This is a genomic window from Aeromonas sp. (assembly GCF_050252055.1).
In the GTDB taxonomy this organism is placed as follows: domain Bacteria; phylum Pseudomonadota; class Gammaproteobacteria; order Enterobacterales; family Aeromonadaceae; genus Aeromonas; species Aeromonas caviae.
Genome location: NZ_JBFWLQ010000002.1, coordinates 87833 through 113020 on the forward strand (window position 1 = coordinate 87833; position 25188 = coordinate 113020).

Below are 25188 nucleotides of genomic sequence, written 5' to 3' on the forward strand. Positions count from 1 at the left end.
TCAATGACTCCTTGAATTCGGGGAGGCAGAAACGCAAAAAGGGAGCCCCGCGACCGGGGCTCCCGCATACAGGATGGATTACAGCTTGTAATCGACCCCTGCGTAGACGGTGCGACCTTCCAGGATGAAGTCGGCGTCGGTCGCCACCTCGTCACGCTGGGTGTTGGTGAGGTTGGTAATGCCGAGCTTGAAGTCCAGGGCCGGCGTGACGGTCCACTTGGTGTTCACGTCCAGGGTCTGGTAGTGCTTGGAGGTGAATGCCTGGGCGTTGCGGGCCGGCACCTTGATCACCTGGCTGCCGACATACTGCCAGGCCAGGTTGGCGCTGACGACGTCGCTCGCCTTCCAGTCCAGGCCGATGTTGCCGGTGTGATCCGGGGTCTTGGCCAGATCGTCACCCGTGCTCTTGTCTTCGGAGTCCAGCAGGGTCAGGTTGCCGGTCAGCTGCACGTTGTCCAGCACGTCGAACCAGCCGGTCAGCTCCAGCCCCTTGATGCGGGCCTTCTTGACGTTGAGGTAGGTCATGACGGTCGGACGGTAGCCCGGGCCCCACTGATCGCTCTGGATCAGATCCTCGATCTCGTTGTGGAAGCCGGTCACGCCTGCACCGAAGCGATCGGCGTTGTAGGCGGTGCCAAGCTCGTAGCTGACGGAGGTTTCCGGCTTCAGATCCGGGTTGCCTATCACCTTGCAGGCGCCGCGGCAGGCGGTGGTGGCGAACCCTTCGCTGGACTGGGCCAGGGTCGGGGCCTTGAACGCCTTGCCAGCGCCGCCCTTGATCACCCACTCGTCACTCAGGGAGTAGAGGGCGTAGGCACGGGGGCTGAACTCGTTGCCATAGGTCTCGTGGTGATCCAGACGGCCGGAGAGCGTCAGGGCCAGATCCCCAAAGCCGAACTCGTCTTGCAGGTAGAGAGCGCTCTGGCTCGCATCCACACTGCCGTTCTGGATGCTGCGGCTGTGCTCCAGCTCGGTCTTGCGGAACTCTGCACCCGAGGTCAGCAGGTGATCCCCGAGGTAGCCGCTCAACTGGCCATCCACCGTGTTGTTGGTCTGGGTGATGTCGGCGGCACCACCGTTGAGCTGGGAGTCATCCATCAGATCGGTCTGCTCGAAGTAGTAACGAGCGCGGCTGTCGAAGTGTTCCCAACGGCCGTTATGGGTCAGCCCCAGGCTCAGGCGATCGAGTTTCTGCACGTTGTGGGGGGTGGCCGGTGCGGTCGGGGCACGGGGCACGTTGTTGAAGTAGCTGTCCATGTCGTTCTGGTTGTAACCCAGATCGAAGTCGATGTCCTGGTTGTCGGCCACCAGCCACTTCAGGCTGGAGAGCACGTTGACCACTTCCCGTTTCTCCAGGGCGTCGGCATCCGGGTTGTTGGACTGATCGCTCTTCCAGCGATCCCGCTGATAGCCCTCCACCACCACGCTGCCCAGCAGCTTGTTGTCGATGAGGGCGCCGGAGACGAAGGCGCTACCCTGGTTGGCATCCCCGCCATCCCCCTTGGTGGGCATGGTGTGGGTGTAGCCGATGGCCGCTTCGGTGTTCTCCTTGGCCTGGCGCAGGATCACGTTGACCACGCCGCCGAGGGCATCGGCCCCGTACAGGGAGGAGACGGGACCGCGGATCACTTCGATGCGCTCGATGGCGGCCATGGGGATGGAGCTTAAGTCGAAGTCGTTGCCAAAGGAGCTGCCCAGGGTCTCGCGGGCGTTGACCCGCTTGCCGTTGACCAGCAGCAGGGTGTAGTCACCGCCCATGCCGCGGATCTTGATCTCGTTGCGACCCGTGGGGTTGGTGCCGATGATGTTGACACCGGGCACGTGCTTGAGGGCATCGCCGATGTTGTTGACGTTCATCTTGTCCAGATCGGCGCGGGTGACCACGGAGACGCTGGCCGGGGCGGTCAGCTCGGTGTGCTTGGTCTGGGTGGCGGTGACCACCACCGTCTCGTTGGCCTTGACGGACTCGGCCTGGGCCAGGCCCGGTACGGCCAGCAGACCAAGGGAGAGCAGAATGGGGTTCAGTTTAAAGAGGCCGTGCTGCAACTGCATTGTCAAAAACTCCATGGATATAACTGAGGTTATGGGGTCCGGATTCTTCTGATCCGGTGCTCACTGACTTCCTTGTCTGGCGGTGCCAGAGGCAGGATTATTGTTATCTCTTGTGCTCTTCAGGCCCCGGATGAGGAACCAGACACCGGCGCAGGCCACCAGGGTGCATGCAATGTTGATCCAGGCCAGGGTGGGGAAACCGTGCAGGGCGCCCCCCTCGTCGGAGACCAGATATCTGGCGGAGAGCAGGCTGCCGAGGCCCGCTGCCACATTGGTGACCGAGCCCTGGAAAGACATGAAGGCGGCGCGCTGATGGGGGGCCGGAATGGCCGCCGTGACCGCGAGGGTGGTGCTGGCACGGGCGGAGCTCAGGGCCATGAAGAGGGTGAACAGCAGATAGAGAGGCAGGCCTGCCGGCAAGGCAAAGCCCACCAGGGTGATCAGGGCCAGGGCCAGGCTGGTGAGCAGGATGGCGCCCTGGGCGCGGCCCTGATCGATCCAGCCGCCGCACAGGCGCATGGTGGCCATGCTGGCAAGGCCGCCGCACAGATAGAGGCTGGCGATCTGCTCGCGCGGGAAACCCAGGTTGAACTGGAAGTAGTTGGCAAAGTGCGGAATGAGCAGGAAGTGGCCGAACATCTGCAGGCAGAGGATGAAGAGCGCTCCCTGGCAGAGTGGTGACCCCAGCAACTGGCGCATCCCCTGGCCTGCCGGGGCCCGGTTGACCGGCAGGGACGGCAGCCAGATGGCACACAGCAGGGCCAGCAGCAGGCCCCCTGCACCAAACAAGAGGAAGGGGCTCTGCCAGCCAGACCACTGGGCCAGCACGAGGGCCGCGGGCACGATCAGAATGGCGGCCAGGGAAAACGCCATGCCCACGTAGGCGAGACGGCGGCCCCGCTCGGCGGGCGGTACCAGATCCAGCACCGCCGCCATCAGGATGGCCCCCAGGGGGCCGGCCACGCAGCCGGACAGGATGAAAAGCAGCAGCAGTGTCTGGCTATCCTCGGCCAGGGCGCAAGCCATCAAGAGCAGGAAGCGCAGGACCAGCAGTACCAGCAGAGCGGGTTTGCGGTTGACCCGATCGAGCCAGGGGGCGGCCAGGAGGCCCAGCAGAGCGGCGCCCAGGGTGGCGCCGCCGCTGAAGTAACCTGTCTGCTCCGGCAGCATCCCCAGGCGGGTTACCAGTTCCGGGCCAAGGGGCATCACCATCATCATGCAGCCCATGGAGAGCATGTTGATAAGCAGCGCCAGGTGGATGGCGGCAGGGGTGGATGCGACGGATTCTGGCTTCATCAGAGGCTGACTCGAAAAAATGAGTCCGAATTGTATCCGAGGGTTTTTGTTGTGACAACAAATGATAACCATTTTTATTTGTATTGATTGGTATCTTAACGAGTCTTTATCAGGTGCCTCTGTATGGGGTTGCATACCAGGCCCGTTGCAATCGGGGCGCCATGGACCATGATGGCAGGAAGCGAGAGGGTGGCGGTGAACGCCGGGAGGAGAAGATGCGCGCTGGATCAGGGTATTGGGGGCTGGGGTGCTGCCTGTTGCTGGCATTGCCTCTGAGGGCCGAAGTGAAGGTCATACCGGTATTCGAGGCGGATGCCGCGGTGCAGACGCTCAAGGAGATCTACCCGGATCTCGGGGTGAGCGCCATGGGCAACCAGCTGGTACTGAGCGGAACCCCCGCCCAGTTGCAGGAGGCCGAGCGTACCCTGGCGCAAGTGAACCAGCCGCCCCAAAGCCTGCTCATTGAGTGGCGGGTGGATGGCGCCTCCAGCAGTCAGCAGGCCGGAGTGGGGCTGGGCCTGGATGCCAAACGGCAGTGGCTGCTGGAGGGGGATGCCCGGCACTATGAACGCAGCCAGAGTGACAACTGGCAGGTGCGCGGCCTCTCCGGGCGGCCCGTGTTGTTGCAGATGGGGTCCTATCAGCCGGTCACCTTTTACCAGTGGCAGGGGGGAAGGGTGGTGGGCATGATGCCGCTGATGAACGGTCTCTACGCCACCGCGACCCTGATAGGGGACAGGGTGCAGGTGGCCCTCAGCAGTGAACAGGCAAGAGTGGAGCGGGGCAACATACACACCGGCCAGAGTGCCACCGAGGTGAGCGGCGCCCCGGGCCAGTGGCTGACGGTGGGGGAGCTTTCCACAACCCAAGGCAGCCAGGAGGCCGCGATCGCCAATCCATCAGGCATGGGCAGGGCCAGCGGCAGCGAGCGCCAGACTCTGCAGATCCGGGTCACGCGCCAGTGAACCAGTCTGTCAGTGGGGCTGATCCAGGGCGTAATCCCGCAACTGGCGGCTTCTCAGCAGATACCAGAGCGCCCAGAGGCTGGCGATGAGCACCAGGGCGGTGGGCCAGTTGAACGACCACTGCTGCAGATTGAGGCTGTGCAGTTGCATCAGCAGGCCACTGACGGCAGAGCAGAGCAGCAGCAAGGGGCTGTGGCGTCTGAGCCAGGCTCTGGCACTGTGGGTCTGGCGATGGGTGCCGCCGCAGGCGAGCAGCGCCAGCATGGCAGGCACGTCCGTCAGCAGGCTGACATAGAGGGTGAGCTTGTCCGGGTAGAAGAGGGTCAGGATGGCGCTGCCACTCTCCCGGGTGACCCCCGCCATCAGAAACAGCCAGACCGAGCGGGTCAGCAAGAGGGCGATGGGCCAGAACCAGAGCGGGGGGCGCAACTGGCCGTGATCGTCGTAACGGTGTTCGGGGTAGAGGGTCATGGTGGCCCGGTATCCATTCATGCAGTGCGAGTGATGAAGGGGATATGGGGCACAGGGCAGGCCATTGCAAGGCCGGCAACGGCCGGGAATTAATCGGGGGGCCAGGCCCCCCAATCCGCAGTCTTTAGTTGCCGGGTTCCGGCGTCACAGCCAGCCTTTTCGCTTGAAGAAGAGACCGGTGCCCAGCGATGACATCACCATCAGCACCAGGGAGAGGGGATAGCCGTATTCCCAGGCGAGCTCCGGCATGCGGCCGAAGTTCATGCCGTAGATGCTGGCGATGAGCGTCGGCGGCAGGAAGATCACCGCGGCTACCGAGAAGATCTTGATCACCTTGTTCTGCTCCAGATTGGTCACCCCCATGGAGGCCTCCAGCTGGAAGTTGATCTTGTCGAACAGGAACTGGGTATGGGGCAGCAGGGATTCCACGTCGTGCAGCATCTCGTCGATCCACTTGTTCTGCTCCCCCGTCATGCGCTGGCGCAGACTGCGTTTGAGGAAGCGCAGGGCGCGGCGGGTATCGTGCAGGGAGAGACGGATCTGGCCGTTGGCCTCTTCCTGGGCCATCAGCTCCTTGAGCATGGGGTTGATCTGGTCCGGCTCGAAGATCTGATCGGCGGTGTTCTCCAGGGTCTTGTACCCATCCTCGATCAGGTCTGAGAGGTACTCCACCTTGAGGTTCTGCACCTCCAGCAGGATGTCGAGGGCGTCTTCGACCTCCAGCCTGTCCTGGCGCATGTAGTGGCGCAGCAGACGCACCAGGCCGATGTCATCCTCGCGAATGCTGATCAGCAGGTTGTTGCGCAGGGTAAAGGAGACGTGCACACCCTTGGTGTCGCGGCCGATGCGCTGGGGAAACAGGGAGTGGATGTGCAGACCGTCGGTGTCCCAGTAGAAGCGGGCGGATGCCTCGATGTCATCGAGCTCCTCCTTGTCCGGCACCTCCTCCAGGAACAGGCCCGTCAACCATTCTCGCTCCGCTGTGTCCGGCTTGTAGGCATCCAGCCAGACGGTGTTGTCGGGAACGATGTCATCCGGCCCGAGCGTGACTATGTCCAGCACCTTGTTGTTGAGAATGTAGGCGGTGATCATCTGTCCCCCCTTAAGAAGTCATGGGTAATCAGGGATGGTTGCACAGGTTCATGCGGCCTTAGATCGCACGGAAAGCGATCCCATGAAATAGCATAACGAGGCCGATGGACAACCTGAATGCGGCGAACTATACAGGGGCGGGACCCGCTTGTCAGGGCCTATTCATCGGGGGTTCAGCCTGTTCGCTCAAAAAAGCGGCGAGGTCGGATCAGCCGTGGCGACCCCGATGCGGGCGATCCCGACGTCGCCTCCTTTGTTCGCCCTGGAGTGGAGGAGGGCCCGGGCTCACCGGCGGGAATGACGGGTTGCTGGTCGCCCTGCGACAGCCCCCGGCCAAGCGCAGGAAACGGTCTCCGTGCGGTGTTCCGGGGCTGCGTCTCCTTGTTATCTGCTCTGGTTTGCGTGGGCAAGCCTGTTACATATTGGGATAGTTGGGGCCCGAGCCGCCCTGGGGCGGCGTCCAGACGATATTCTGGCTGGGATCCTTGATGTCGCAGGTTTTGCAGTGGATGCAGTTGGCAGCGTTGATCTGCAGCCTTGGCCGGGTATCCCCATCAAGGATCTCGAACACCCCCGCCGGGCAGTAGCGCTGGGCGGGTTCGGCCCAGGTGGGCAGGTTGACCTCGACCGGAATGCGCGCGTCCTGAAGGGTCAGGTGACAGGGTTGATCCTCGTCGTGGCTGGTGCTGGCCAGATAGACGGAGGAGAGCTTGTCGAAGCTGAGCTTGCCGTCGGGTTTGGGGTAGTCGATGGGCTGGCAACGGCTGGCCAGGCGCAGCTGGCGGTAATCCGGCTCCTTGTCCAGCAGAGTAAAAGGAGAGGTCAAGGCAAAGAGTCGCTGCTCCAGCCAGTTGAAGGCGCCGCCGAGCCAGGGGCCGAAGCGGTGCAGTGCGGCCCCAACGTTGCGGGCCCTCTTCAGTTCCCGGGTCAGCCAGCTTTGCAGCAGCGCGTCCTGAAACTCGGCCAGATCTCGTCCCCCTTCATCGCCGCCGCGCAGGCTCATGGCGACGGTGCCGGCCGCCACCATGCCTGACTTCATGGCGGTGTGGATCCCCTTGATGCGGGAGAAGTCCAGGGTGCCCGCATCACAGCCGATGAGCAGGCCGCCCGGAAAGTGCATGCGCGGCAATGAGTGCCAGCCCCCCTTGGTGATGGCCCGTGCGCCGTAGCTGATGCGCTCGCCCCCCTGCAACGTTGCCGCGATGAGGGGGTGGTGCTTGAGACGCTGGAATTCGTCAAAGGGGCTGAGCCAGGGATTCTGGTAGTTGAGATCGACGATAAGGCCGACTGCCACCTGATCCTGGGCCAGATGATAGAGATAAAAGCCCCCCTGACTCTTGTTGCCCTTTCTCTCACCAAGGGGCCAGCCGCTGCCATGGAGCACCCGCCCAGGATGGGATTGTCCCGCAGGCACCTGCCACACCTCCTTGAAGCCGATGGCGTAATGCTGCGGCTGGGCGGTATTTTCCAGATGGAACCGGGCGATCAGCTGTTTGCCGAGGTGGCCGCGCGCCCCTTCGGCAAACAGGGTATAGCGGCCATACAGGGCCATGCCGGGCACGTGATCCGGCTTGGGGTTGCCCTCCTTGTCGAGGCCAAGATCGCCGGTCACCACCCCGCGAACCCGGCCCTCCTCCACGATGAGGGTGCTCGCCGCAAAGCCCGGGTAGATCTCGACACCGAGGGCCTCGGCCTGCTTGCCGAGCCAGCGGCAGAGGGTGCCGAGGCTGATGATGTGGCTGCCGTCGTTGTGCATGCGGGGTGGCACCGCCCAGTGGGGCAGTTGCAGGGAGCGGCTGTCGCTTTGCAGCAGATGGACCTGATCATCTGTCACCGGTACGCCGAGGGGGGCCTCCTGCCAGCTCTCTGGCAGCAGCTCCCTGAGGGCGACGGGATCGAGCAGGGCGCCGGAGATGAGGTGGGCGCCAATCTCGGCCCCCTTCTCCAGCAGGCAGACTGAGAGGGCCGGGGCCTGCTGCTTCAATGCGATGGCGGCGCTCAGGCCTGCCGGGCCGCCACCGACGATGACGACATCAAATTCCATTGCTTCGCGTTCCATCTTGCCTCTGTGCTCGACTTGGCCTAGGGTAGTGCTGGTAGTTTACGTAAACGTAAACCACTTTGTCAGCAGAAAAGTGAGTGACGACAAGGTGGACCCACACAACAGGTATGAGGGATGACCGCCATGAAGCTGCTGGTCGCAGTCAAACGGGTCGTTGATTACAACGTCAGGATCCGGGTCAAGGGGGATGGCTCCGATGTGGAGCTCGCCAATGTGAAGATGGGCATCAACCCGTTTTGTGAAATCGCGGTGGAGGAGGGGGTCAGGCTGCGGGAAGCCGGCGTGGCATCCGAGCTGGTGGTGGTGACCTTCGGCCCCGAGGCGGCGGCCGAGCAGTTGCGCCATGCCCTGGCGCTGGGGGCGGATCGGGCGCTGCACTATGTTACCGGCGAGTCCCTGACTCCGCTCACCGTGGCCCGGGCCCTGCAAACGGTGTGCGGGCAGGAGCAGCCCGATCTGGTGCTGCTCGGCAAACAGTCCATCGACTCTGACAACAATCAGGTAGGGCAGATGCTCGCCGCCCTCAATGACTGGCCGCTTGCCACCTTCGCTTCCGCCATCAGGCTGGTGGAGGGGGAATTGCAGGTGACCCGCGAGATAGACGGTGGTCTCGAGACCCTCGGCATGGCGCTGCCCGCCGTGGTGACCGTGGACTTGCGCCTCAACGAGCCGCGTTTCGCCTCCCTCCCCAACATCATGAAGGCCAAGCGCAAGCCGCTGGAGAGCCAGCCGTTCGCCGCCCTCGGGGTGGTGCCGGCCGGCCAGACACGGCAGCTCGGAGTGATGGCGCCGCCGGTGCGCAGCGCCGGTATCAGGGTGGGCTCAGTGGACGAGCTGCTGGACAAGCTCAAGCACGAAGCCCGGGTGCTCTGATGGGCAGGGGCATGAGAGGGATGCCTCCCGCAGGCGTGAGCGCCATGCATGGGGCAACGGCCCCGGGGAGCAAGGGATCAATGGATGACATGAAGGTGCTGCCATGAGCGTACTTGTGATTGCGGAACATCATCAGGGGCGGATCGCCGACAACCTGGCTCAGCTGGTCACGGCGGCGGGGCGCCTGGGGGGCGAGGTGCATCTCTTGCTGCTGGGGCAGGGGCTGACGGAGGCGGGGGAGCAGGCCGCCGCCCTCACGGGGGTAAACCGGGTGCTGCTGGCAGAACATCCCATGCTGGCGGAGGGGTTCAACGACGGGGTCGACAGACTGCTCGCCGAGGTGGCCAGGGACTACCAGCACTGCCTGATGGCGGCCAGCAGCCAGGGCAAGGATCTGCTGCCGCGAGTGGCGGCCAGGCTAGGAGTGGAGATGATCGCCGAGGTGACCGGCATCGAGGGGCCCGACACTTTCCTGCGTCCCATCTATGCGGGCAACGCCATCGCCCGGGTGGCGAGCAGCGCCCCCGTCAAGGTGCTCACCGTGCGGCCCACCGCGTTCGCCAAGGCCGGGTCCGGGGAGGAGCGTGCCGTGATGGAATCGCTGCCGGTGGCCGAGGTGCGCTGCCGTACCCGGCTCATCGAGCGGCGTGCGGTGCGCTCCGCCAGACCCGAGCTCGGGGCGGCCCGGGTGGTGGTCTCCGGCGGGCGGGCGCTCGGCTCGAAAGAGCACTTTGCCCTCATCGACGCCCTGGCGGACAAGCTGGGGGCTGCCGTCGGGGCATCGCGGGCCGCCGTGGATGCGGGTTATGTCTCCAACGACCTGCAAGTGGGGCAGACCGGCAAGGTGGTGGCCCCCGAGCTCTACATCGCGGTGGGCATCTCGGGGGCCATCCAGCATCTGGCGGGGATGAAGGAGTCCAAGGTGATCGTCGCCATCAACAAGGACGCCGAGGCCCCCATCTTCCAGGTGGCGGACTACGGTCTGGTGGGGGATCTCTTCACCCTGCTGCCGGAGCTCACCGCCAAGCTGTAAATTTGCCACAAAGGGGCGAAGAAAGCCGTCCGTGCTGTCTCGCCCCCGTTTCCATGCATATTCTCTGCAAGCCCTGGCCCGTTCAGGGCTTTTGTCTGATGAGTGCCCGGTGGCGCCAGGGCAAAAGGTTGCGCTGGATCCCAAAAAGCCTTTGCCCCCACGGGGGGCTGTCGTGTAAAAACGTTCGAGTCACCGATCACACACATCCATTCACGGAAAGCGTCATGAGCAAACAGATTTACAACTTCTGCGCCGGCCCCGCCATGTTGCCGGTTGAAGTCATGGAGCGCGCCCAGCGCGAATTTTGTAATTTTCAGGGGCTGGGAGCCTCGGTCATGGAGCTTTCCCATCGCGGCAAGCCCTATATGGCGGTCGCCGAGAAGGCCGAAGCGGACCTGCGCGACCTGCTGGCGGTGCCGGACAACTACAAGGTGCTCTTCATGCACGGCGGTGGCCGCGGCCAGTTCTCCGCCGTTCCCATGAACCTGCTGGGTGGCGCCAACAAGAAGGCGGATTACCTGGTGACCGGCGTCTGGGCCCAGAGCGCCGTGGATGAAGCCCAGAAATACGGTGACATCCAGACCTTCCAGGGGGTGGCCAAGAACGAGCAGGGGGTCTCCCACCTGCTGCCGACGCCGGCGTTTCGCGCCGATGCCGCCTATGTGCACTACTGCCCGAATGAAACCATCGATGGCATCGAGATGTTCGACATCCCGGCCACCGGCGATGTGCCCCTGGTGGCGGATCTCTCCTCCACCATTCTCTCCCGTCCCCTCGACGTGAGCCGCTTCGGCATCCTCTACGCCGGTGCCCAGAAGAACATAGGCCCCTCTGGTCTGGCCATCGCCATCGTGCGCGATGACCTGCTAAACCAGGCCCGCGCCGATGTGCCGTCCATCTTCGACTACCAGCTCACCGCCAAGAACGACTCCATGTTCAACACGCCCCCCACCTACGCCTGGTATCTGGCCGGTCTGGTGTTCGAGTGGCTCAAGGAGCAGGGTGGCCTGGCGGCGATGGAAGCGCGCAACAAGGAGAAGGCCGACTTCCTCTACGGCTACCTCGATCAGTCGAGCTTCTATGGCAACAAGGTGGATGTGGCCTGCCGCTCCCGCATGAACGTGCCCTTCCAGCTGAAAAACGAGGCCCTGGACAAGCTGTTCCTGGCGGAATCGGAAGCGGCCGGTCTGCTGGCCCTCAAGGGACACCGCATCGTCGGTGGCATGCGCGCCAGCCTCTACAACGCCATGCCCCTGGAAGGGGTCAAGGCCCTGGTCAGCTTCATGGATGACTTTGCCAAACGCCACGGTTGAGGCGTGTCTCCCCATTGCCAGACGCCGGGGACTCCCCGGCGTCTGTTTTTCAGACCCATCCTGACCCAGGCCGCCCTCTCCCGCGGTCGTGCCACTGTCGAACTTGCCGCGGGGGACGCGGGCTGTTAACGTCCGGTCAGGTGATTTAATTGAGATCGAACAGGAAGTCTATGAATTCGTTGCGTTTGGAACCCATTTCTAGCGTGGCCGGGCTGGTCAATCTGCCCGGCTCCAAGAGTGTCTCTAACCGGGCCCTGCTGCTGGCGGCCCTGGCCCGGGGCACCACCCGGCTGACCAACCTGCTCGACAGCGATGACATCCGCCACATGCTGGCGGCGCTGACCCAGCTCGGCGTCAAGTACAAGCTCTCCGCCGACAAGACCGAGTGCACAGTGCACGGTCTGGGTCGCAGCTTCGCGGTCTCGGCACCGGTCAACCTGTTCCTCGGCAATGCCGGTACTGCCATGCGCCCCCTGTGCGCCGCCCTGTGCCTGGGCTCCGGCGAGTACACCCTGGGCGGCGAGCCGCGCATGGAAGAGCGCCCCATCGGTCACCTGGTGGATGCCCTGCGCGAAGCGGGTGCCCACATCCAGTACCTGAAGAAAGATGGCTATCCGCCCCTGGTGGTGGATGCCAAGGGGCTCTGGGGTGGCGATGTCCACATCGACGGCTCCGTCTCCAGCCAGTTCCTGACGGCGTTTTTGATGGCGGCCCCCATGGCGGCTGGCGACACCCGCATCCACATCAAGGGGGAGCTGGTCTCCAAGCCCTACATCGACATCACCCTGCACATCATGAAGCAGTTCGGGGTGGTCATCGAGCACGACGACTACAAGGTGTTCTACATCAAGGGCAACCAGACCTATGTCAGCCCTGGGGACTTCCTGGTGGAAGGGGATGCCTCCAGCGCCTCCTACTTCCTCGCGGCGGGCGCCATCAAGGGCAAGGTGCGGGTTACCGGCATCGGCAAGCACAGCATCCAGGGGGACATCCACTTCGCCGACGTACTGGAGAAGATGGGGGCCCGCATCACCTGGGGCGATGACTTCATCGAGGCCGAGCAGGGGCCGCTCAAGGGCATCGACATGGACATGAACCACATCCCGGATGCGGCCATGACCATCGCCACCACGGCGCTGTTTGCCGAGGGCACCACCACCATCCGCAACATCTACAACTGGCGGGTGAAGGAGACCGACCGCCTGCACGCCATGGCGACCGAGCTGCGCAAGCTGGGCGTGGAAGTGGAGGAGGGGCACGACTTCATCACCGTGATTCCGCCCGCACAGCTGACCCACGCGGCCATCGACACCTACAACGATCACCGCATCGCCATGTGCTTCTCCCTGGTGGCGCTCTCCGATACGCCTGTCACCATCAATGATCCGGGTTGCACCTCCAAGACCTTCCCGGACTACTTCGACAAGCTGGCCAGCGTCAGTCAGGCCTGAGCCCTTTCGGCCCGCTTCGTGCGGGCCTTTTCATCTCTGCCCCCCCGCTTTTTTCATGCCTCCTAGCAGCATTATGCAAACTTGCAAGGTGCGATAATAAAATTCCTTGCCGAAGAATGTAATTTTCTATTTACACCGACCCGGCACAGGGCTAGATTGAGATCTCTTTATCGCAGTCATCTAGCAGGAAACTTGGTCATGCAGCATCAAACCGACGACGTTCGTATCAGTGAAATCAAAGAGTTATTGCCCCCGGTTGCGGTGCTTGAGAAGTTTCCGGCGACCGACACCGCCTCGGCCACCGTGTTTGAATCCCGTCAGGCCATCCACAACATCCTGGCCGGCGACGATGATCGCCTGCTGGTGGTGATCGGCCCCTGCTCCATCCACGATCCGGTCGCCGCCCTGGAATACGGCAAGCGCCTCAAGGTGCTGCGCGACGAGCTGAAAGATCAGCTGGAGATCGTGATGCGGGTCTACTTCGAAAAACCCCGTACCACAGTGGGCTGGAAGGGGCTGATCAACGATCCCTACCTCGACAACAGCTGCCAGATCAATGACGGCCTGCGCCTGGGTCGCAAGCTCTTGCTGGATCTCAACGACATGGGGCTGCCGACCGCCTCCGAGTTCCTCGACATGATCACCCCGCAATACGTGGCGGATCTGATGAGCTGGGGTGCCATCGGCGCCCGTACCACCGAATCCCAGGTACACCGCGAGCTGGCCTCCGGTCTCTCCTGCCCGGTGGGCTTCAAGAACGGCACCGACGGCACCATCAAGGTGGCCATCGACGCCATCGGCGCCGCCAGCGCCCCGCACCACTTCCTGTCGGTGACCAAGTACGGCCACTCCGCCATCGTCTCGACCGCTGGCAACCCGGACTGTCACATCATCCTGCGCGGTGGCCGCGAGCCCAACTACAGCGCCCGTCACGTGGATGAGGTGGTGAGTGGTCTGGACAAGGCCGGTCTGCCCCAGAAAGTGATGATCGACTTCAGCCACGCCAACAGCAGCAAGCAGTTCAAGAACCAGATGCTGGTGGCCGAGGACGTGGCCGGTCAGCTGCGTGCCGGCAGCAAGGCGGTGTTCGGCGTCATGGTGGAGAGTCACCTAGTGGAAGGGCGTCAGGATCTGGTGGACGGGTGCGAGCTCACCTTCGGCCAGAGCATCACCGACGCCTGCATCGGCTGGGCCGATACCGAGGTACTGCTGCGCAACCTGGCGGACGCCGTGGCCGCTCGCAACGCCCTCTGAGCCCAAGGCGCCCCGTTGGCGGGGCAATAAAAAAGCGCGACCCTGGGTCGCGCTTTTTGTTTGGCCATCTCTCGGCAGGTCGCGGTTTACTTGGCCCGCTCCTGGTGGCCGCGCAGGCGGATGTTGATCATCTCCACCACCAGCGAGAAGGCCATGGCGAAGTAGATGTAACCCTTGGGAATGTGCAGATCCAGCCCTTCGGCCATCAGCGCCACCCCGACCAGGATAAGGAAGGAGAGGGCCAGCATCTTGATGGTGGGGTGGGTATCGACGAAGTCGCCGATGGCCTTGGCGGCAAACATCATGACGCCGACGGCGATGATGATGGCCAGCACCATGACAGGGACATGATCCGCCATGCCCACGGCGGTAATGACAGAGTCCAGGCTGAAGATGATGTCGAGGATGGCGATCTGCACCAGAGTGGACAGGAAGCCCGCGGTCTTGCTCACCACACCCGCCTCTTCGGCAGCCCCTTCCAGGCTCTGGTGGATCTCGTGGGTGCTCTTGGCGATGAGGAACAGACCCCCCACCAGCAGGATGAGATCTCGTCCCGAGATGGCTTCCCCCAGCACGGTGAAGAGGGGCTCGGTGAGGCGCATCACCCAGGCCAAGGAGAGCAGCAGCAGGATGCGGGTGCCCATGGCGAGCCCCAGCCCCAGGATGCGCGCTTTCTGGCGCTGGGCTTCCGGCAGACGACCCACCAGGATGGAGATGAAAATGATGTTGTCGATGCCGAGCACGATCTCGAGCAGGGTCAGGGTGGCGAGCGCGACCCAGGCGGAGGGGTCCGCAATCCATTCCAGCATGATTGAACCTTGGTTGAACAGTGATTGAGGTAGAAGCCGCGCATTTTAGCAGGGGGTCATGGCTTGTCCCAGTGGCGGGAAAAGATAAAAATGGCGGCGATCCAACAGGAGGGAAACATGTTTCGATTAGGGCTCATCATCAACCCCGTCGCCGGCATCGGCGGGGCCGTCGGTCTCAAGGGCAGTGACGGCATGGTCGCCGAGGCGCTGGCGCGCGGGGCCGTCCCCAAGGCCCGGGAGCGGGCTCGCCAGGCCCTGTTGCCCCTGTGCGAGCTGACCACCCCATTCGAGCTGCTGACGGTGGCCGAAGAGATGGGGGCCGACCTCGCCGCCGAGCTGGGGTTGCCCCATCGCATCGTCCATCGGCCTGCCGGGGCGCAGACGAGCGCCGAGGACACCCGGGCTGCCGCCCTGGCCCTGCGCGATGCCGGGGTGGATCTGCTGCTCTTCGCCGGTGGCGATGGCACCGCCCGTGACATCTGCGCGGCGGTGGGGGAGTCCTGCCATGTGCTCGGCATCCCGGCGGGGTGCAAAATCCACTCCGGGGTCTACGGGGTGACGCCGGCGGCGAGCGGCCGGGTGGCGGCCAGAATGATCGCAGGGGAGCTCCTGAGCCTGGTGGATGCGGAGGTGATGGACATCGACGAGGAGGCGTTTCGCGCCGGCAAGGTGCGCGCCCGCCACTACGGCCAGTTGCTGGTGCCCGGGGATCTGCGCTACGTGCAGGCGGTCAAGCAGGGGGGACGGGAGTCCGAGGAGCTGGTGCTCGCCGATCTTGCCGCCGGCGTGGTGGAGCAGATGGAGCCCGATACCCTCTACCTGATGGGGTCGGGGAGCACGGTGGCCGCCTGCATGGGGGAGCTGGGTCTGGAAAATACCTTGCTCGGTGTGGATCTGGTGGAAAATGGCCGGCTTATCGGGCAGGATCTGTCCGCCGCCGAGATCCTGACCCGGATCCGCGGCCGTCGCTGCCGTCTGATCATCACCCTGATCGGCGGTCAGGGACATCTGTTCGGGCGCGGAAATCAGCAATTGAGTCCAGACGTGATCCGGGCCGTCGGGCGCGAGCATATCCAGGTGCTCGCCACCAAAGCCAAGCTGGCGGCGCTAGAAGGCCGTCCGCTGCTGGTGGACACCGACGATCCGGCACTGAACCGGTCGTTGAGTGGTTATCTGCGCATAACCACGGGATACAAGGATCAGGTCATCTACCCGGTGGCCAACCCGGAATAGGACATCAAGGATGCGGCTGGCCTGGCGCCAGAGAGCCGCGATCAACCGGATCGCGGTTCCACTCCCCGAATTTTTTGCCGGCAACCCCGGAAATGAGGCTGCGTTAAATGACGATTCACGATTTTGAACACAAGTTGTTGGGACTGATCGACGCCATGGTCGCCACGGCCAGCGAAGACGAGCTGTTTGCGGGTGGCTATCTGCGAGGGCACATCTCCCTTGCGGTGGCGCGCGCCGAGCTAGAGGGCAAGACCCTGGTGCGGGACGTCAAGAGCTATGTGCTGCGCAGCCTGAACGAGGCCATCTTGCAGGGTGAGCTCTCCGAGCAGGACGAGGTGCTGGTGCAGGAGATGTGGAAGCGTCTGCAGGCCCAGGCGGAAGCTTGATCCCATTCGCAGTTCAAACACAAGTTTAAGTAATCTGCTTCCCTGAGTGTTATCAAAAGGTTAATAATGAGGCTCGCCTTTTGTTTCAGGGATTAAACCATGGCCTCCACCTCACGCATTGCCACCAGACTGCCGCTCGAGATGCTCTATCACTGGGAGCGGCAGTGTCCCGACCGAATCTATCTGCGTCAGACCATCCACCGCGAATACGTCGACTTCACCTGGGGTGAGGTTGCCGACGAGGCGCGGCGCATGGTGACGGCACTGCGCGCCCTGGGCCTGGTGCCCGGTGACAAGGTGGCCCTGCTCTCCAAGAACTGCGCCCAGTGGTTCATCGCCGATCTGGCGATGCAGATGGGGGGATACGTGAGCGTGCCCATCTACCCCACCGCCAACGTCGACACCATCGAATACGTGCTGCGCCACAGCGAAACCAGAGCGATCTTCGTCGGCAAGCTGGACGACTGGAAGAGCCAGGAGGCGGGGGTGCCCGGGGATCTGCTGCGTATCGCCCTGCCTTACGACACCATGCCGGCCGCCCACCAGTGGGACGATCTGCTGGCGCAATACGACCCCATCCCGGACAGCCCGGTGCAGGCGCCGGATGCCCTGCTGAGCCTGGTCTACACCTCCGGCAGCACCGGCAAGCCCAAGGGGGCCATGCTGAGCGTGGAGCGCTACGCCTGGTCCTGCGAGAAGCTGGTGGAGGCGGTCTCCCTCACCGCCGAGGATCGCGGCTTCTCCTACCTGCCCCTTGCCCACATCACCGAGCGGGTCTACATCTACGGCGGCAGCCTGTTCAGCGGTGCCACCATCGCCTTCCCCGAATCCCTCGACACCTTCATCGAGGACGTCAAGCGCTGCCGTCCCACCGTCTTCATCTCGGTGCCGCGGCTCTGGGCCATGTTCCGCATCAAGATCCACGAGAAGCTGCCCCAGAAAAAGCTGGCGCTGCTGCTCAAAATCCCCCTCGTCTCCAGCCTCATCAAGAGCAAGCTGCAAAAGGGGCTGGGGCTGGATCAGGCGCGGGTGCTGGGCTGCGGCTCTGCGCCGGTGGCCCCGGCGCTGCTGGAGTGGTATCACAGCATCGGCATCCATATCACCGAGGCCTGGGGCATGACCGAGAACCACGCCTACTCCACCCTCAACTACCCCTTCCGGGCGGACAAGATAGGCACCGTCGGCAAGGCCGGGCCCGGGGTGACCATCAAGATCTCCGACGAGGGGGAGATCCTCTGTCGCTGCGACGGCATGATGGTGGGCTACTACAAGGATCCCGAGCACAGTGCAGAGGCCATCGACGCCGAGGGCTGGCTGCACACCGGTGACATGGGCAAGCTGGACAGGGAGGGTTACCTCACCATCACCGGTCGCATGAAGGACGTCTTCAAGACCGCCAAGGGCAAGTACGTGGCCCCGGTGCCCATCGAGGGGATGCTCGGGCAGGAGCCCATCATCGAGCAGCTCTGCGTCATCGGCTACGGCATGCCGCAGCCGGTCGCCCTGGTGCAGCTCGCCGAGAGCGCCATGAAGGGGGACAAGGCCGGGGTGGAAGCCCAGCTGGAGGCTGCCCTCAATCGGGTCAACGACAAGCTGGAATCTCATGCTCGCCTGCGGGGCATCCTGGTGGTCAAGAGCCCCTGGAACATCGAGAACGGGGTGCTGACCCCCACCATGAAGATCCGCCGCCACCTGCTGGAACAAAAATACGCGGACATCGGCGAGCGCTGGTCCGGCAGCCAGCGCATCCTGTGGGAGTCCTGACAGGGGTCGGTGCCGCCATATCGGCCACATCAATGACAGTCGGGGGAGCCAGTGGCTCCCCCGCTGTATTTCAGGGGGAAGCAAGCCGACAGGGGGCGGGTGGGACTGGGGCATTGACGCCTTCTCCGATGCTTCCCGCTGCCGCCATGCCGCCCCGCGGCGGGGGAACAGGCAGGGAAAGGTATTTGCAAAATCCATGGAGAGGCGGGATCCCAGTGGCTGGGCGAATGCATCTTGGGGTCACACACGGGGGCCGCAAAGGGCAGGGGCGGGGCATTGACCCCTTCCCCGACGTTTCCCGCCGCCGCCATATGGCCCGTCGTCGGGGGAACAGGCAGGGAAAGGTATTTGCAAAATCCATGGAGAGGCGGGATCCCAGTGGCTTGGTGAATGCATCTCGGGGTCACACACGGGGGCCGCCAGGGGCGGGGACGAGGTATTTACCCCTTCCCCGACCTTTCCCGCCGCCGCCATGCCGCCCCGCGTCGGGGGAATCGGCAGGGAAGGTATTTGCAAAATCCATGGAGAGGCGGGATCCCAGTGGCTGGGTGAATGCATCTTGGGGTCACACACAGGGGCCGCAAGGGGCGAGGCGGGGTATTGGCCCCTTAACCTGGGCTTCCCGCCACCGCAGAGGAGGTCTGCCAAATAAGGTCATCGGAGGGAGGCCGCCCTCACATGGGGCAGGGGGGCATCTGATGCACGGCGCCAGAGGCGCAGAGAAAGAGGGTGAGGGGCAGGATGAGAGCCGCAGAGAGCAAGAAGGGGAGCCGCAGCTCCCCTTCCCGTTGGCGGATGCCGGGGTCAGACGGCTTTGTACTCAAGCTCGACCGAGCCCAGGGCCTTCAGGGTGGACTGGGCCGAATCCCGCTGACTGATCTGGCCATCCTTGCTCTCCAGCAGCACGGCGCGGCGCACGGTGGCGAGATCCTCGCCACCCAGCACAGCGTGGGCGCAGGCCATCTGCATGGGGGGCAGGCTCGGGTTGAAGGCGGCGTTCTCGGCATAGCGGCCGCAGAAGATGCGCCCGTCCTCGAACTGCAGCGCCACCGCGGCATAGCCCTGGCTGTAGGGGGCATAGCTCTGGCGGGCGGCGGCGAGCGCAGCCTGCCACAGGGGGTCGTCGCTCTCGAGTACCAGCTCGTCGTGGGCCTGGGGGCTCATCAGGGCATCGGTGATCTCGAGATCGGCGGGGCCGAAGGAGTGGGGCAGGAAGGATTGCAGCTCGCTGAGATCGTCCGGCAGGGAGACCTTCAGGGTCTTGGCGGTGCTCAGCTCGTTCATGAACTGGCGGCAGTGGCCGCAGGGGGTGTAGTTCACGGTGATCTCGGAGATCCCGGTCTCGCCACCCAGCCAGGCGTTGGAGATGGCGGACTGCTCGGCGTGGACCGAGTGGAACAGCCCCTGGCCCGCGAACTCCATGTTGGCGCCAAAGTACCAGGTGCCGCTCAGGCCGCAGGCGATGGCGCCGACGAAGAACCTGGAGATGGGGGCCACCGAGCAGGCGGCCGCCAGCGGCAGCAAGGCCAGACGCAGGGCCCTGTCATCCAGCCCGGTGGCGGCTTTCAGGGTCGCGACCTGGTCCGGGGTGAAACGGGCCTGGAAATCGTCCCCCAGCATGGGCAGCAGGGCGGCCTGGAGCGGGGCGGAAAGGGTCTCGAATGGCTTGGCAAAGCGGGGATGCATACTGTGTCCTCAAAGGCCAATTGGGGGGCCATTGTAGGGAGCAAGCGCGGCGAATTGTGTGAGCGCGCTCACGCCTTGATGGGCAAAGGGGCGGGGATGGTAAAGGAAACGTTTGTCTTTCGCAATCTGTGCGCCAGCTCCCGGCATCAGGGAGGCGAGGGTATCGGATGGAAACGGTGAAAGGGCACAGAGGCCATGGCCGCAGGGGCGGCCATGGCAACGGGGATCAGGTCAGCCAGTGGTAGAGGGCGAACAGCAGGGGGGCGATGGCCGCGGTCAGCACACCGCACACCACCATGGCCAGCGACGAGAAGGCGCCCTGGGTCACTCCCTGCTCGGCGGAGGCGGCGGTGCCGATGGCGTGGGCGCAGGCTCCCATGGCGAGCCCCTGGGCCTCGGGGTCGGTGACCCGCATCAGCTTGAGCAGGGGATAGCCCGCCAGGGCCCCCAGGATCCCCACCACCACCACCACGGCGGCGGCGATGGCGGGAATGCCGCCGAGGGACTGGCTGACGCTCATGGCGAGCGGCGTGGTGATGGACTTGGTGGCGATGGAGGCGAGCAGCGCCGGATCCGCCCCCATCAGGTGGCCGACCCCCAGGGTGGTGCAGACCGAGATGAGCACTGCGGTGAGGGTGCAGGCCAGGATGGGTGTGAGCTTGTCGCGGATCTGGCGCGCCTGCTGGTAAAGCGGCAGGGCCAGGGCCACCACGGCGGGTTCCAGCAGGGCGGTCAGGGGCGAGGCCCCCTGCTGGTACTGATCCAGAGGCAGATCGAGCCAGAGCAGCAGGCCGATGATGACGGCGGTGGGGATCAGCACCGGATTGATGACGGGCCAGGGCAGGCGGCGGTAGAGGGCCCGGGTCATGAAATAGAGGGCCAGGGTCAGGGGAATGGCCAACCAGAAGATCATGGCTGCATCCTTGTGATGACAGGGTAAGGTGAGGTGAGGGGCAGGGCGAACCAGAGGATCATGGCTTGTTCATCCTTTGATAGAGGTGGCCGACCGCGCCCAGGATGAGCACGATGCCGAGCACGACGCAGAGCATGATGAGACCGAAGGATTGGCGCAGGGGCTCGAGCCAGGCCACCAGGCCCACCGCCACCGGCACGAACAGCACCCCCATGTGGCGCAGCAGCAGGCCGCCCCCCAGCTCGACCCAGGAGAAGCGGACGATCTGCAAGGAGAGCAGCACGAACAGCAGCAGCATGCCGATGATGCTGCCGGGGAAGGCGAAGGGCAGGATGGCCGCCACGGCCTTGCCTGCCAGCAGACAGGCGATGATGACCAGAAAATCACGAAGGTAGCGCAGGGTGCGTTGCAGCAGCACGGGGGCCTCATCTTGGCAAGTGTGAGCGAGGTCGCAGTTTAACAGGCACGGGGGGGAGGGAACAGGGTCAACTGGCCCGCAGGGGATACAATGGCCCGGCTTCAACCCCATTCACAAGAAGGAGTTCCCATGTCGACCCCCTCTCTCCTGGCCCGGTTGCGCCAACTGCCCGCCGATCCCGCCCTCCCTGACACCCTGCTGCAAACCCGCCAGTGGGAGGGGCCGCTTTGCCGGGTGAGGCTTGACAACACCGGGAGGCAGTCCGAGGCCGTCCACCACTGGCGGCTGTTTGAGGGGGATCTCGGACTTGCGCCCGACGCGGCCATCTACGGAGAGGGGTTCCAGATGCTGGCCCAGACCGGGGGACGCTGGAATGCCCCCGAGCACCTGGGCCGCTGCCCCGATGCGTCTGTCTATCGCATCACCGCCGACCATGGCTACCACACGGTGCACAACCTGCTGCTGGTGGCGCAGGAGGGGGGCTGGCTGCTGCTGGGCTTTGCGAGCTGCCAGCGCTTTGGCGGGGAATTTCGTCTCCATCCCGACGGGCGCCTCGAGATCGTGATGAACACCGAAGGGCGCACCCTGGCGCCGGGTGCACACTGGCAGAGCGAGGCGCTGATCTGCCTGGAGGGGCCGGACAGGGAGGCCCTGCTCGCGACGCTGGCGCAGCATATCGCCGCCGAGCACGGCTCCCTGGTGGGGGAGGTGCCCACGCGCCCGAGCGGCTGGTGCTCCTGGTATCACTACTACGCGAACGTGAGCGCGGCGGACATTCGCGAGAACCTGGCGGTGCGGGCCGAGCGTTTCCCGGCCCTGCGCTACGTGCAGATAGACGATGGCTATCAGGCCAGGATGGGGGACTGGCTCACCCCTTCCGCCAAGTTCGAGGAGGGGGTGGCGGCCCTGGCAGGGGAGATCCGCGCCGCCGGTTGCGAGCCTGCGCTCTGGGTCGCCCCCTTTATCGCCGAGCCCGGCTCCCGGGTGTTCCAGGATCACCCTGACTGGTTCGTGAAAGGGGAGGATGGCCTGCCGCTCCCCTCGGAGCGGGTCACCTACGGGGGCTGGCGCTGCACCCCCTGGTACGTGCTGGATGGCACCCACCCCGAGGTGCAGACGCACCTGGAGCAGGTATTTCGCACCCTGCGTACCCAGTGGGGCATCCACTACTTCAAGCTCGATGCCAACTTCTGGGGGGCCATCCACGGTGGTCGCTTCCACGACCCCGCCGCCACCCGGGTGGAGGCCTATCGGCGCGGCATGGCCGCCATCCTGCGCGGCGCCGGGGAGGGGGCCTTCCTGCTCGGCTGCAATGCGCCGCTGTGGCCGAGCCTCGGCCTGGTACATGGCATGCGGGTGAGCGATGACGTGGAGCGCCAGGGCCCCCGTTTTCGCCAGATAGCGCGAGAAGCCTTCTGCCGCGCCTGGCAGCACGAGCGGCTCTGGGTGCTGGACCCCGACTGCGTCTGCCTGCGGGATATTCCGGGCCAGCACGGGAGCCGCGCCGAGTACGACTTTCACCTGGCCGCCCTGGTGGCGAGCGGTGGCATGGTGCTGGCGGGGGACAGATTGCAGGATCTGGACGCGGCGCAAGGGGCGCGCCTTGGCAAGCTGCTCGCCCTGTGCGCCGCGCGCACCCCGGCGGCCCGCTTCGAGGGGATGGCATTCGAGCGCGGGCGGGTGGCGCTGCCCGGGGGCGGCGAGCTGCTCTGCCTGTTCAACTGGGGGGAGCACGCCTGCGAGTGCCCGTTGGCGCCGGGGGGCACGGACTTCTGGGACGAGACGCCCCTGGGGAGCACCCTGGTGCTGCAAGGGGGGCAGGGGGCGGTGATCCGCTACCCCTGATGGCGTTGCACGTAAAAAAGGCTCCCTCGGGAGCCTTTTTTACGTGGCGAAATGGTCTCTAGAAGTGCCACTCCATCCCGATGGCGTAATTGGCGGAGCCATAGCCCGGGATCTCGTTGCTGGAGGCGAGCGCCTTGACGGTGAGGCGGGTTGTCAGGGGGATGCCGAGCCCCATGCCGATGGCGATCTCGTCGCTCTGATCCCCCATCATGTCCACCCGCAGGGTGCGATAGAGGGAGAGATCCTGGCTCATCTGGGCATAGATCTGGGACGACTTGTTGTAGAGCTGGCCGAACACCTCCATCTGGAAGCCGTTTTGCGGCGTGATGGCCAGGGGAATGCCGGCGAAGCGGTAGAGATCCGAGTGGTTGAAATAGCTGTTGGTGATTTGCGGGGTGAAGTCGGTCTGCTGGTAGAGGGTGCTGAAGTTGTGCTCGATGAGCCGGTAGGTCTGCTCCGGCAGGCGCAAGAGGTAGTCTGGCACCTCGAACCGGGCGCCAGCGAGGGCGGCCTGGGGCAGCAGGGCACAGGCGACGAGTGTCAAAGCAGGCAGAGCTGAACGCATAAAACGAGAGTTCCCCAACAGTCGAAAGCACGGCATCCATGCCGTCAGCGCATCTAAATATTCACACTATCAGGAGCTTGGGCTCCCTGCCCATTATGTCGCGAGCCGGGGAAACGCATCGGTTTTTAACTGTGAAACGGCTCACATCTCACAGATTTTCAAGGTAGTGATAGAGACTCTTTAGAATCGCAAAGTTCCGTTCGTTCCCCTGGTTCTGTTCCGCCAGGGCTTCCAGGCGCGGCACATAATCCGGCAGGCGGCGGCTGAAGTAGTCGCTGCAGTGCAGGCGCCAGCGCTTCTGCTCCGCTTCGCTCAAGGTGTGGGGCCAGTTGCGGGCGCGGTAACGAAACAGCATCTCGGGCAGACGGGGATCCGTGAAGGCAAACTCCCGCTCCCCCAGCAGATCCGCCGGGGTGGCGCGCACCAGATCCATGGTGGACTTGTCGCCGTGGCCGAAGAAACCGGCGTAGAGCTGGGTGTCGGGGTCGCCGTCGGTGCTGCCGGCAAACTCCTGGTTGAATACCTCCACCAGTTTTTCCCGCACCTCGGGGTGGGCCCGCAGCAGATCCAGGCTCTTGCGGCACTGTGCCCGATTGATGCCCAGCTCGTCCGCCCGCTCCGGCGTCAGGGTGGCGGCCGGGGCCAGCACCGGGCACTTGTTGATGTGCACCAGTTTGACCGGAATGCCGGCCAGATCCCCCAGCTCCTCTTTTTTGGTGTAGAGGCGCTCGCGGATCTCCTCGCAGGATAGCTCGATGAGCGGAGTCGGGTCACGGGTCAGATCCACCATGATCACCGCGTTCTGGTTGGTGGGGTGCCAGGCGAGCGGCGACACCCAGCTTGCGCACCCCTGCCAGGGGGAGAACATGCCGGAGACGTGCACCAGGGGTTTCATGGTCACCACGTCGATGAGGGCCTTCACCTTGTTCTTGTTGCGAAGATCAAAGAGGTACTCGAAGAGCTTGGGCTGAGCCTTTTTCACCAGCCTGGCCATCTCGATGGTGGCCAGCACATCCGAGAGCGCATCGTGGGCGTTGGCGTGGGCCACGCCATTGGCCACCGTCAGCTTCTCCAGCCGGAAGCTCGGCTTGCCCTCTTCGTCAAACGCCCACTCTATCCCCTGCGGGCGCAGGGCGTAGCAGGCCCGCAGCATGTCGAGGATGTCCCAGCGGGAGTTGCCGTTCTGCCAGGCGTAGGCATAGGGGTCATAGAAGTTGCGATAGAGGGTGTAGCGGGTCACTTCGTCATCGAAGCGGATGCTGTTGTAGCCGAGCACGCAGGTGCCCGGGGCGGCGAACTGCTCGTGGATCTGGCGGATGAAGTCCGCCTCGCACAGCCCGTCCTTCATCGCCTTTTGCGGCGTGATGCCGGTGATGAGGCAGGCTTCCGGCTCCGGCAGGTAATCCGCCGGCGGCTTGCAGTAAATCACCAGCGGCTCGCCGATGACGTTGAAATCCGCGTCGGTGCGAATGCCCGCAAACTGCGACGGCCTGTCTTTGGCCGGACTGATGCCGAAGGTCTCGTAGTCGTGGAAGTAGAACGTGGGCCCGCTGGCCGGGTGCGCTGATGTGCTCATGTTGCTCGAAAGGAGTATCCGATGACGGCGGCGCCTGGCGCCTGGGTGGGGGTGCCATGCACCGCAATTGCCTGCATGGTAAACCATCGCGCTGGCAGAGCGAAGTCCGGGGCGTTCGCCTGGCGCTTTAA

At 64.4% G+C, this 25188-nt stretch carries 21 protein-coding genes; 10 read left to right on the forward strand and 11 right to left on the reverse strand.

Translation table 11 applies throughout. The features are described 5' to 3' along the window. Positions 1 to 78: 78 nt before the first annotated feature. Positions 79 to 2052 carry a siderophore amonabactin TonB-dependent receptor gene (locus AB7E19_RS04095; RefSeq protein WP_279989553.1) on the reverse strand — a complete coding sequence of 658 codons (1974 nt, stop codon included), beginning with the start codon at positions 2050 to 2052 and terminating at the stop codon, positions 79 to 81. A 60-nt stretch (positions 2053 to 2112) separates the two neighbouring features. Then, positions 2113 to 3348, reverse strand: coding sequence for an MFS transporter (locus AB7E19_RS04100; RefSeq protein ID WP_182976547.1), 1236 nt, complete (start codon positions 3346 to 3348; stop codon positions 2113 to 2115). A gap of 215 nt (positions 3349 to 3563) precedes the next feature. Between AB7E19_RS04100 and AB7E19_RS04105 the strand changes: the two genes are divergently transcribed. Then, complete coding sequence (locus tag AB7E19_RS04105) at positions 3564 to 4313, forward strand: hypothetical protein (RefSeq protein ID WP_319885305.1); 750 nt, start codon at positions 3564 to 3566, stop codon at positions 4311 to 4313. Positions 4314 to 4322: 9 nt separating this feature from the next. Here AB7E19_RS04105 and AB7E19_RS04110 read toward each other — a convergent pair whose 3' ends face one another. The 3 genes from AB7E19_RS04110 to AB7E19_RS04120 all read right to left on the reverse strand — a co-directional run bounded on the left by AB7E19_RS04110 (position 4323) and on the right by AB7E19_RS04120 (position 7935). After that, the gene (locus AB7E19_RS04110; RefSeq protein ID WP_171865095.1) at positions 4323 to 4784 is read right to left on the reverse strand and encodes a DUF2919 domain-containing protein; all 462 of its coding nucleotides are present in this window, start codon (positions 4782 to 4784) and stop codon (positions 4323 to 4325) included. A 144-nt stretch (positions 4785 to 4928) separates the two neighbouring features. After that, entirely contained in the window at positions 4929 to 5876 is a 948-nt protein-coding gene (gene corA, locus AB7E19_RS04115; RefSeq protein ID WP_005301617.1) for a magnesium/cobalt transporter CorA, read from the reverse strand. A 415-nt stretch (positions 5877 to 6291) separates the two neighbouring features. Continuing rightward, positions 6292 to 7935, reverse strand: a complete 1644-nt coding sequence (locus AB7E19_RS04120) for an electron transfer flavoprotein-ubiquinone oxidoreductase (RefSeq protein WP_427934654.1) — start codon at positions 7933 to 7935, stop codon at positions 6292 to 6294. A 126-nt stretch (positions 7936 to 8061) separates the two neighbouring features. Here AB7E19_RS04120 and AB7E19_RS04125 point away from each other — a divergent pair, with 126 nt between their 5' ends. From AB7E19_RS04125 to aroG, 5 genes are all read left to right on the forward strand, one after another. Then, complete coding sequence (locus tag AB7E19_RS04125; protein ID WP_161469562.1) at positions 8062 to 8811, forward strand: electron transfer flavoprotein subunit beta/FixA family protein; 750 nt, start codon at positions 8062 to 8064, stop codon at positions 8809 to 8811. A gap of 103 nt (positions 8812 to 8914) precedes the next feature. After that, positions 8915 to 9844 (forward strand): electron transfer flavoprotein subunit alpha/FixB family protein, encoded by a 930-nt coding sequence (locus AB7E19_RS04130; RefSeq protein ID WP_322131876.1) that lies wholly within the window; start codon positions 8915 to 8917, stop codon positions 9842 to 9844. A gap of 224 nt (positions 9845 to 10068) precedes the next feature. Next, a complete protein-coding gene (serC, locus tag AB7E19_RS04135; RefSeq protein WP_010674452.1) occupies positions 10069 to 11157 on the forward strand; it encodes a 3-phosphoserine/phosphohydroxythreonine transaminase in 1089 nt (362 codons plus the stop codon). 170 nt (positions 11158 to 11327) lie between these two features. Continuing rightward, positions 11328 to 12608, forward strand: coding sequence for a 3-phosphoshikimate 1-carboxyvinyltransferase (aroA, locus tag AB7E19_RS04140; RefSeq protein WP_427934655.1), 1281 nt, complete (start codon positions 11328 to 11330; stop codon positions 12606 to 12608). Positions 12609 to 12806: 198 nt separating this feature from the next. Next, positions 12807 to 13862: a 3-deoxy-7-phosphoheptulonate synthase AroG gene (aroG, locus tag AB7E19_RS04145; RefSeq protein ID WP_041212942.1), complete on the forward strand. Its 1056-nt coding sequence runs from the start codon at positions 12807 to 12809 to the stop codon at positions 13860 to 13862. Between the two features lie 86 nt (positions 13863 to 13948). Here aroG and AB7E19_RS04150 read toward each other — a convergent pair whose 3' ends face one another. Next, positions 13949 to 14671, reverse strand: coding sequence for a TerC family protein (locus tag AB7E19_RS04150; protein ID WP_010674455.1), 723 nt, complete (start codon positions 14669 to 14671; stop codon positions 13949 to 13951). A gap of 117 nt (positions 14672 to 14788) precedes the next feature. Between AB7E19_RS04150 and AB7E19_RS04155 the strand changes: the two genes are divergently transcribed. The 3 genes from AB7E19_RS04155 to AB7E19_RS04165 all read left to right on the forward strand — a co-directional run bounded on the left by AB7E19_RS04155 (position 14789) and on the right by AB7E19_RS04165 (position 18054). After that, positions 14789 to 15904 carry an ATP-NAD kinase family protein gene (locus AB7E19_RS04155; RefSeq protein WP_069652588.1) on the forward strand — a complete coding sequence of 372 codons (1116 nt, stop codon included), beginning with the start codon at positions 14789 to 14791 and terminating at the stop codon, positions 15902 to 15904. A 107-nt stretch (positions 15905 to 16011) separates the two neighbouring features. After that, a complete protein-coding gene (locus tag AB7E19_RS04160) occupies positions 16012 to 16290 on the forward strand; it encodes a YfcL family protein (RefSeq protein WP_010674457.1) in 279 nt (92 codons plus the stop codon). A gap of 99 nt (positions 16291 to 16389) precedes the next feature. Beyond that, entirely contained in the window at positions 16390 to 18054 is a 1665-nt protein-coding gene (locus AB7E19_RS04165; RefSeq protein ID WP_043155860.1) for an AMP-binding protein, read from the forward strand. Positions 18055 to 18858: 804 nt separating this feature from the next. On the opposite strand, the gene cdd is transcribed toward AB7E19_RS04165, so the two are convergent. The 3 genes from cdd to AB7E19_RS04180 all read right to left on the reverse strand — a co-directional run bounded on the left by cdd (position 18859) and on the right by AB7E19_RS04180 (position 21071). Next, entirely contained in the window at positions 18859 to 19740 is an 882-nt protein-coding gene (gene cdd / locus AB7E19_RS04170) for a cytidine deaminase (protein ID WP_010674459.1), read from the reverse strand. A gap of 226 nt (positions 19741 to 19966) precedes the next feature. Then, positions 19967 to 20653 carry an LrgB family protein gene (locus AB7E19_RS04175; RefSeq protein WP_151027702.1) on the reverse strand — a complete coding sequence of 229 codons (687 nt, stop codon included), beginning with the start codon at positions 20651 to 20653 and terminating at the stop codon, positions 19967 to 19969. A gap of 58 nt (positions 20654 to 20711) precedes the next feature. Then, positions 20712 to 21071 carry a CidA/LrgA family protein gene (locus tag AB7E19_RS04180; RefSeq protein WP_010674461.1) on the reverse strand — a complete coding sequence of 120 codons (360 nt, stop codon included), beginning with the start codon at positions 21069 to 21071 and terminating at the stop codon, positions 20712 to 20714. 129 nt (positions 21072 to 21200) lie between these two features. Here AB7E19_RS04180 and AB7E19_RS04185 point away from each other — a divergent pair, with 129 nt between their 5' ends. Beyond that, complete coding sequence (locus AB7E19_RS04185; RefSeq protein ID WP_427934656.1) at positions 21201 to 22916, forward strand: glycoside hydrolase family 36 protein; 1716 nt, start codon at positions 21201 to 21203, stop codon at positions 22914 to 22916. A 58-nt stretch (positions 22917 to 22974) separates the two neighbouring features. Here the strand turns inward: AB7E19_RS04185 and AB7E19_RS04190 are convergent, their stop codons facing one another. Further along, positions 22975 to 23481 carry a hypothetical protein gene (locus AB7E19_RS04190; RefSeq protein ID WP_010674463.1) on the reverse strand — a complete coding sequence of 169 codons (507 nt, stop codon included), beginning with the start codon at positions 23479 to 23481 and terminating at the stop codon, positions 22975 to 22977. 148 nt (positions 23482 to 23629) lie between these two features. After that, on the reverse strand, positions 23630 to 25057 hold the full coding sequence (gene sbcB, locus AB7E19_RS04195) for an exodeoxyribonuclease I (RefSeq protein WP_427934657.1): 1428 nt from the start codon (positions 25055 to 25057) through the stop codon (positions 23630 to 23632). Between the last annotated feature and the right edge of the window lie 131 nt (positions 25058 to 25188).

What these genes read in the sequence shown, in the direction of transcription:
- AB7E19_RS04175 (WP_151027702.1), bottom strand. Translation starts at nt 20,653, where the DNA reads ATGATCTTCTGGTTGGCCATTCCCCTGACCCTGGCCCTCTATTTCATG.
- AB7E19_RS04185 (WP_427934656.1), top strand. Translation starts at nt 21,201, where the DNA reads ATGTCGACCCCCTCTCTCCTGGCCCGGTTGCGCCAACTGCCCGCCGAT.
- AB7E19_RS04100 (WP_182976547.1), bottom strand. Translation starts at nt 3,348, where the DNA reads ATGAAGCCAGAATCCGTCGCATCCACCCCTGCCGCCATCCACCTGGCG.
- AB7E19_RS04130 (WP_322131876.1), top strand. Translation starts at nt 8,915, where the DNA reads ATGAGCGTACTTGTGATTGCGGAACATCATCAGGGGCGGATCGCCGAC.
- aroA (WP_427934655.1), top strand. Translation starts at nt 11,328, where the DNA reads ATGAATTCGTTGCGTTTGGAACCCATTTCTAGCGTGGCCGGGCTGGTC.
- serC (WP_010674452.1), top strand. Translation starts at nt 10,069, where the DNA reads ATGAGCAAACAGATTTACAACTTCTGCGCCGGCCCCGCCATGTTGCCG.
- AB7E19_RS04125 (WP_161469562.1), top strand. Translation starts at nt 8,062, where the DNA reads ATGAAGCTGCTGGTCGCAGTCAAACGGGTCGTTGATTACAACGTCAGG.
- sbcB (WP_427934657.1), bottom strand. Translation starts at nt 25,057, where the DNA reads ATGAGCACATCAGCGCACCCGGCCAGCGGGCCCACGTTCTACTTCCAC.
- aroG (WP_041212942.1), top strand. Translation starts at nt 12,807, where the DNA reads ATGCAGCATCAAACCGACGACGTTCGTATCAGTGAAATCAAAGAGTTA.
- AB7E19_RS04110 (WP_171865095.1), bottom strand. Translation starts at nt 4,784, where the DNA reads ATGACCCTCTACCCCGAACACCGTTACGACGATCACGGCCAGTTGCGC.
- AB7E19_RS04165 (WP_043155860.1), top strand. Translation starts at nt 16,390, where the DNA reads ATGGCCTCCACCTCACGCATTGCCACCAGACTGCCGCTCGAGATGCTC.
- AB7E19_RS04150 (WP_010674455.1), bottom strand. Translation starts at nt 14,671, where the DNA reads ATGCTGGAATGGATTGCGGACCCCTCCGCCTGGGTCGCGCTCGCCACC.
- AB7E19_RS04120 (WP_427934654.1), bottom strand. Translation starts at nt 7,935, where the DNA reads ATGGAACGCGAAGCAATGGAATTTGATGTCGTCATCGTCGGTGGCGGC.
- cdd (WP_010674459.1), bottom strand. Translation starts at nt 19,740, where the DNA reads ATGCATCCCCGCTTTGCCAAGCCATTCGAGACCCTTTCCGCCCCGCTC.
- AB7E19_RS04155 (WP_069652588.1), top strand. Translation starts at nt 14,789, where the DNA reads ATGTTTCGATTAGGGCTCATCATCAACCCCGTCGCCGGCATCGGCGGG.
- AB7E19_RS04190 (WP_010674463.1), bottom strand. Translation starts at nt 23,481, where the DNA reads ATGCGTTCAGCTCTGCCTGCTTTGACACTCGTCGCCTGTGCCCTGCTG.
- AB7E19_RS04160 (WP_010674457.1), top strand. Translation starts at nt 16,012, where the DNA reads ATGACGATTCACGATTTTGAACACAAGTTGTTGGGACTGATCGACGCC.
- AB7E19_RS04095 (WP_279989553.1), bottom strand. Translation starts at nt 2,052, where the DNA reads ATGCAGTTGCAGCACGGCCTCTTTAAACTGAACCCCATTCTGCTCTCC.
- AB7E19_RS04105 (WP_319885305.1), top strand. Translation starts at nt 3,564, where the DNA reads ATGCGCGCTGGATCAGGGTATTGGGGGCTGGGGTGCTGCCTGTTGCTG.
- corA (WP_005301617.1), bottom strand. Translation starts at nt 5,876, where the DNA reads ATGATCACCGCCTACATTCTCAACAACAAGGTGCTGGACATAGTCACG.